This is a genomic window from Devosia sp. (assembly GCF_034675085.1).
Classification (GTDB): Bacteria; Pseudomonadota; Alphaproteobacteria; order Rhizobiales; family Devosiaceae; genus Devosia.
On the sequence record NZ_JAUCDN010000212.1, the window covers coordinates 1 to 5,772 of the forward strand.

8 protein-coding genes are annotated in these 5,772 nt (G+C 62.8%); 5 read left to right on the forward strand and 3 right to left on the reverse strand.

All coding sequences use genetic code 11. From position 1 onward, the window contains the following. A partial coding sequence (locus VDP82_RS12850) for a PAS domain-containing protein (RefSeq protein WP_323015244.1) occupies window positions 1-996 on the forward strand: 996 nt, incomplete at its 5' end. Between the two features lie 109 nt (window positions 997-1,105). Here VDP82_RS12850 and VDP82_RS12855 read toward each other — a convergent pair. Then, window positions 1,106-1,783 carry a GntR family transcriptional regulator gene (locus VDP82_RS12855; protein ID WP_323015245.1) on the reverse strand — a complete coding sequence of 226 codons (678 nt, stop codon included), beginning with the start codon at window positions 1,781-1,783 and terminating at the stop codon, window positions 1,106-1,108. A 238-nt stretch (window positions 1,784-2,021) separates the two neighbouring features. Here VDP82_RS12855 and dctP point away from each other — a divergent pair, with 238 nt between their 5' ends. The 4 genes from dctP (at window position 2,022) to VDP82_RS12875 (ending at window position 5,345) form a co-directional block, all read left to right on the forward strand. Continuing rightward, window positions 2,022-3,002 carry a TRAP transporter substrate-binding protein DctP gene (dctP, locus tag VDP82_RS12860; protein ID WP_323015246.1) on the forward strand — a complete coding sequence of 327 codons (981 nt, stop codon included), beginning with the start codon at window positions 2,022-2,024 and terminating at the stop codon, window positions 3,000-3,002. A gap of 89 nt (window positions 3,003-3,091) precedes the next feature. After that, window positions 3,092-3,610 (forward strand): TRAP transporter small permease, encoded by a 519-nt coding sequence (locus VDP82_RS12865; protein WP_323015247.1) that lies wholly within the window; start codon window positions 3,092-3,094, stop codon window positions 3,608-3,610. After that, window positions 3,607-4,917, forward strand: a complete 1,311-nt coding sequence (locus tag VDP82_RS12870) for a TRAP transporter large permease (RefSeq protein WP_323015248.1) — start codon at window positions 3,607-3,609, stop codon at window positions 4,915-4,917. The genes VDP82_RS12865 and VDP82_RS12870 overlap by 4 nt, the downstream gene beginning before the upstream one ends. Next, on the forward strand, window positions 4,914-5,345 hold the full coding sequence (locus VDP82_RS12875; RefSeq protein WP_323015249.1) for a type II 3-dehydroquinate dehydratase: 432 nt from the start codon (window positions 4,914-4,916) through the stop codon (window positions 5,343-5,345). Before VDP82_RS12870 ends, VDP82_RS12875 begins: the two co-directional genes overlap by 4 nt. Before the next feature lie 7 nt (window positions 5,346-5,352). Here VDP82_RS12875 and VDP82_RS12880 read toward each other — a convergent pair whose 3' ends face one another. Both VDP82_RS12880 and VDP82_RS12885 read right to left on the reverse strand, forming a co-directional pair. Beyond that, entirely contained in the window at window positions 5,353-5,583 is a 231-nt protein-coding gene (locus tag VDP82_RS12880; RefSeq protein WP_323015250.1) for a hexameric tyrosine-coordinated heme protein, read from the reverse strand. A gap of 25 nt (window positions 5,584-5,608) precedes the next feature. Beyond that, window positions 5,609-5,770, reverse strand: a complete 162-nt coding sequence (locus VDP82_RS12885) for a dihydroxy-acid dehydratase (protein ID WP_323015251.1) — start codon at window positions 5,768-5,770, stop codon at window positions 5,609-5,611. Window positions 5,771-5,772: the final 2 nt, after the last annotated feature.

The window sequence follows — 5,772 nt, forward strand, 5'->3', positions numbered from 1 at the left end:
ACCGGGTCACTTCTCAATGACAATCCCGGGTCAGTTCCTGGCGACAATCAACACATTTGGAGTTCAGGCGGCGATGGGCAGCATGATTATTTCAGCTGCAGATGGTACGACTTCACCGGCCTGGATCCGGCTGCACCGGACAATGATATCTGGAGAAATCTGATCCATCCTGACGACAGGGAGCGCGTATTCGACGCCTGGGACAGGGCGCTTGCAACGGGAGAGGCGTACGACATCGAATACCGCTTCCGTCATCGCAGCGGCGAGTATCGATGGCTTCGGGTGATGGCCATGCCTCAAGAGGATGGTGACGGCCAGATCACCCGCTGGTTCGGGACCAGCACAGACATCCATGAAAGCAGGTTAATCGCTGCCGAGCGAGAAATCATCGCGCACGAACTCAACCATCGCATTAAGAACCTGTTCGCGGTATTTGGCGCGTTGATCAACTTGTCGGCCCGCTCTGCCCGCGATATCAACTCCTATACGGCTGACCTCGCCGCTAGGATTGCGGCGCTCAGCACGGCCCATGATTTCGTGCGCCCCACGCCCGGAGTTCTGCCGGCGCAGACCCTTCATTCGCTGCTGCAAAGCCTCCTCAGTCCCTATTCGGGTAGTCAAACCTCGCGCCTGTCGTTCGAGGGGCAGGATATCCAGTTCGGCGAAGGCGCCGCGACATCCTTTGCGTTGATTTTCCATGAGCTTGCCACCAACGCCGCCAAACATGGCGCGCTTTCGGTCCCCACTGGTCATGTTCGATTGACGACACGTTTGGAAGGCGAGCGCCTTAAGGCAAGCTGGAAGGAAACCGGAAAACCTGCGACCGACGAGCCGTCCGCTAAACGTGGCTTCGGGTCAAGGCTCCTCGCCCTGATGGTGGAGGGGCAGATGCAAGGGACGGTAAACCGATACTGGGAAGCAGATGGACTGAGGATCGAAATCGATATTCCGATGTCTTCCGTCGCGCCTGCCGGAGCGCTCCCGGCAAAACTGTGAAACAGTTTTGCTCCCACCATATCTGTTGCTGGTCAGCCTACTTCGCATACGCATAGACAGGAGGCCCTTGGGCGCTCTGCCATGCCACCCAGTCTCCGGTTGTACCCAGCTATGCCGGGTCGAGCCGGCCGGTGGAGAGGACGTGCGCGACGCCGCGATTGACGTGGCTGGCGAGCATGGCCAGGGCGCCGGCGGTGTCGCGCTTGAGGGCTATCTCGAAAAGCGCCTTGTGATCGTCCACCACGCCCTTGCCCCGGAAACTGGCACCCAGCATGTGATAGCGCAGGAAGCGGTCGAAAACCGAGGCGTGCATGTCGAGCAGCACCCGCGAGCCGCAGGCCGAGATCAGCGCGTTGTGAAAGGCGAAGTCATACCGCACCCAGTTGATGGTGTGCCTTTCCTGCCCCGCGAGCAGTTTGCGCTCGGTGGCCGCCAGTTTGTAGTGAGCCGCCACCACCCGGCCTTCCCAATCGAGATCGCCGCGCGCAAAGGAAAGCTCCAGCGCATGGCTTTCGAGCAGCAACCGCAGATCGGCGATCTCGCGCAGATCCTGCGCCGTGGCCGGCGCCACCGCGAACCCCTTTTGTCCCTCGGCCACCACCAGCGATTCACTGGCGAGCCGGTTGAGGATCTCCCGCAGCGTACTGATGCCGGCCTCGTACTGCTCCTTGAGCGCTTCGAGACGCAGCTTATGCCCCGGCATCAGGGTGCAGGCGATGATGTCCTGCTTGAGCCGGAGATAGGTGGCTTCACCGATGGTGGGCGCGGAGGGGAGGGTGTCGGGCATGATTTGGCGTCTGGTATAATCAAAATCATCTGATATATAACCAATCATGAGATAAAAACAATGCAGGCGGATTTTTGCGCCGGAGCTTGCATTGACATGGACGAACTGTTTCGTACAAAGTGCGCTTCGACCGGTGGCGGGAGGCTGCCGGCTCGAGCCGGGTCGAAAAGCGCAAGGCGGTTTTCCGGTCAATCCGGCGCGTAACAACGGGCGCCTGGCGCTCAAGGGAGGACCATCCATGACGATCTCACTTTCCCGCCGCGCGCTCCTGGTCGGCGGCATCCTGCTGGCGGCGGCATTCCCCGCCCTGGCGCAGGACAAGCCGGCCCTGCGCTTCTCGGCCGTGTTTTCCGAGCAGGACATCCGGGCGGAGATGATGAAGCTGCTCGCCTCGCAGGTGGCCGATGACTTCACCATCGAAACCTATCTGGGCGGCAACCTGTTCAAGCAGGGCACCGAGCTGGTGGCCTTGCAGCGCGGCAACCTGGAAATGGGCAATATCGCCCCGCAGGATATTTCCAACCAGATTCCGGCCTGGTCGGTGCTGACCTCGGCCTATCTCTTCCGCGACGCGGCGCATCTGCGCACCTTCTTCGACAGCGATGTCGGGGGGGAATTCAAGAAGATGGCCGAGGAGCAACTGGGCATCCATATTCTCGGCCCGACCTATTTCGGCGCCCGCCAGGTCGGCCTCATCAACGACAAGAAGATCACCACGCCCGCCGACATGGCCGGCATCAAGCTGCGCATGCCGGGGGGCGATGCCTGGCAGTTCCTGGGCACCGCCATCGGCGCCAATCCCACGCCCATGGCCTATGCCGAGGTCTATACGGGCTTGCAGACGGGCGCCATCGACGGCCAGGACAACCCGCTTCCCAATGTCGAGAACATGAAGTTCTACGAGGTGATGAAGCAGGTTGTGCTCACCTCGCACCTCGTCGGCTTCGACCTGCTGGTCATCAACAAGGCCAGCTGGGACGCCATGTCGCCCGAGCAGCAGGCTTCTTTCCAGGAGGCCGCCAACGTGGCGATCGACTTCAGCCAGAACGAGCACCTGAAGCGCGAGGCCGAGCTGATGGAGCGCTTCAAGAGCGCGGGCCTGAACGTCTATGAGCCGGACCTTGCTGCCTTCCGCGCCTATGCGCAGCAGAAATATCTCGAATCCGACCTGGCCAAGGACTGGCCCGAAGGCGTGGTCGACCGCATCAACGCGCTCTAAGCTCTGAGCTGGGGGCGGCGCCCGCAAGCGCCGCCTTTTTCGTCCGCGCCGCCGGCCCGCCGATGCCCCGCGACCCTGGAGCCCCATACATGCCCCCAATCCTGCATTCCGCCGGCCAGTGGCTCTATGCCCGCGCCGAAAACCTGCTCGCCGCCATGCTGGCGACCATGTTCATCGTCTTCATCGTCCAGATCGTCTTCCGCTACCTGCTCAACCTGCCGATCGGCTGGACGCATGAGATCAGCGTGGTGATGTGGCTGTGGATGGTGCTGTTCGGCACCGCCTTCGTCGTGCGCGACAGCGAGGAAATCCGCTTCGACATCCTCTACAGCGCCGTCACTCCGAATATCCGCCGCGCCATGATCGTGGCCAGCAGCCTGACGCTGGTGGCGCTGTTCACCATCTCGCTGCCGGCGGTCATCGACTACATCGCCTTCATGAAGGTGGAAAAGACGGCCTATCTCAAGATCCGCTTCGACTATCTCTATTCCATCTACGGCGTCTTCGCGCTCGCCATGATCGTGCGCCAGCTCCATCTGTGCTGGCAGGCCGTGTGGGGCAGGGGCAGCGAAGAGTTCGACCCCACCAAGGCGAGTTCGGGCATATGACAATCTCTCTGGCTTTCGGCCTGGCGCTGGGGCTCATCACGCTCCTGGCCTTTCTCGGCCTGCCCATGGGGCTCTCCATGATCTGCGGCTCCATCCTCTATCTGCTCATGCGCGGGCAGGACATGGGCATCGCCGCCGAGCAATTCCTCAACGGCATGTATTCCAACTACATCATGCTGGCGGTGCCGCTGTTCATCCTGGCCGCCGAGATCATGAATTCGGGCACCCTGTCGGAACGCCTGCTCAAATGGTGCGACGCGCTGGTGGGCCGGTTCCGCGGCGGGCTGGCGCAGGTCAACGTGCTGCAATCCATCGTCTTCGCCGGCATGTCGGGCTCGGCCGTCGCCGACGCCGCCGGCTCGGGCAAGATGATGCAGTACATGATGACCAAGGACGGCAAATACACGCCCAGCTACGCGGCGGCCCTTACCGCCGTCACCGCCGTCATAGGCCCCATCATCCCGCCCTCCATTCCCATGGTGCTCTATGCGCTGGTGGCCGATACCTCCATCGGCTTCCTGTTCCTGGGCGGGGTCATTCCCGGCCTCATCATGGCCGGCATCATGATGGTGCAGATCGCCGTCACGGCGCGGGTGAAGAATTTTCCGGTGGAAGCGCCGGTGCCGGTGCGCCAGCTGCCGCGCATGACCTGGGAAGCCCTGCCGGTGCTCTTCATGCCCATCGTGCTGATGTATGGCATCTATGGCGGCATCACCACGCCCACCGAGGCCGCCGCCGTCGCCGCCGCCTATGCGCTGATCGTCTCGGCACTCTTCTACCGTGCGGTCAAGCCGGGCGAGCTCTATCGATCGGTGCTGCTCAGCGCCAAGACCACGGCGTCCATCGGCATGCTGATCGCCGGGGCGCTGGTGTTCAACTATGTGGTGACCATCGAGAACATTCCCCGCACCATCAGCGCCATCCTGCTCTCGTGGGATCTCAGCCCGGTGCTGTTCCTGATCATCGTCAACATCATCCTGCTGATCCTGGGCTGCGTGCTCGAAGGCACCACCATCCTGCTGGTCATCGTGCCCGTGCTCATTCCCACCGCGCAGGCGCTGGGGATCGACCTGGTGCATTTCGGCGTGGTGGCGGTGGTCAACATCATGCTGGGGCTGATCACCCCGCCCTATGGGCTGCTGCTCTTCATCATGACGCGCATTTCGGGCTCGCCCATGCGCGCCATCATCGGGGACGTCATGCCCTTTTTGTGGGCGATGATCGGCGCCCTGGTGCTGTTCACCTTCGTGCCCGAAACCGTGCTGTGGCTGCCGCGCCTGTTCGGCTATGCGGGGGTCACGCCATGAAGCCGATCTATGTCCTGAACGGCCCCAACCTCAACCGCCTGGGCAAGCGCGAGCCCCATATCTACGGCACCACCACGCTCGCCGAGGTTGAGGCCATCTGCGTGGAGGCCGCGGGCGAAAGACCCGTGGTTTTCCGCCAGACCAACAGCGAGGAAGCGCTTATCGACTGGGTGCACGAGGCCATTGACGAAGCGGCCGGCATCCTCATCAACCCCGCTGCCTTCACCTTCACCTCGCTGGCCCTGCTCGACGCGCTCAAGATGTTCGAGGGGCCGGTGATCGAGTTCCACATCTCCAACATCCACAAGCGCGAGCCGATCTATCACCGCTCCTATGTGTCCATGCGGGCCGATGCGGTGATGGCAGGGCTGGGCGCCACCGGCTATGGGGTGGCCGTGGGCGCCCTGTTGCGGCTGGTCGAAGCCTGACGGCGCGTCAGGCGCGCCAGTAATTATTGGCGGCGGCGACAGTCTGGAAATGCAGGGCGATGACCTGCGAGGAGGCGATAAGCTGGGTGGTGTCCTGCTCATAGGCGGCACGCAGCTTGTCGCGGATTTCGGCGGAGGGCTGGGTGGCCTTGACGCCGACGCGGGCCAGCTTGGTGGCCAGCTCGAACCCTTCCTGCGGGGTCGCGGTCTTGAGGGTGGAAAGCCAGATATCGCTCATGTGTTTCTCCTATTGAGCTGGGGGATCAGCCGCTTAAAGCGCCTTCATCGGCGGGGCGGGCAAGGGCGGCGAACTTGGCCAGGACCCCGCTGGTGTAGCGCGGGGCAGGGGGCGTCCAGGCGGCGCGGCGACGGGCAAGCTCGGCTTCATCGACATGAAGCTCCAGCAGCAGGCGATGGGCGTCGATGG

Coding starts and splice junctions, on each gene's coding strand:
- VDP82_RS12855 (WP_323015245.1), bottom strand. CDS start 1,783: ATGCCCGACACCCTCCCCTCCGCGCCCACCATCGGTGAAGCCACCTAT.
- VDP82_RS12870 (WP_323015248.1), top strand. CDS start 3,607: ATGACAATCTCTCTGGCTTTCGGCCTGGCGCTGGGGCTCATCACGCTC.
- VDP82_RS12875 (WP_323015249.1), top strand. CDS start 4,914: ATGAAGCCGATCTATGTCCTGAACGGCCCCAACCTCAACCGCCTGGGC.
- VDP82_RS12880 (WP_323015250.1), bottom strand. CDS start 5,583: ATGAGCGATATCTGGCTTTCCACCCTCAAGACCGCGACCCCGCAGGAA.
- VDP82_RS12865 (WP_323015247.1), top strand. CDS start 3,092: ATGCCCCCAATCCTGCATTCCGCCGGCCAGTGGCTCTATGCCCGCGCC.
- dctP (WP_323015246.1), top strand. CDS start 2,022: ATGACGATCTCACTTTCCCGCCGCGCGCTCCTGGTCGGCGGCATCCTG.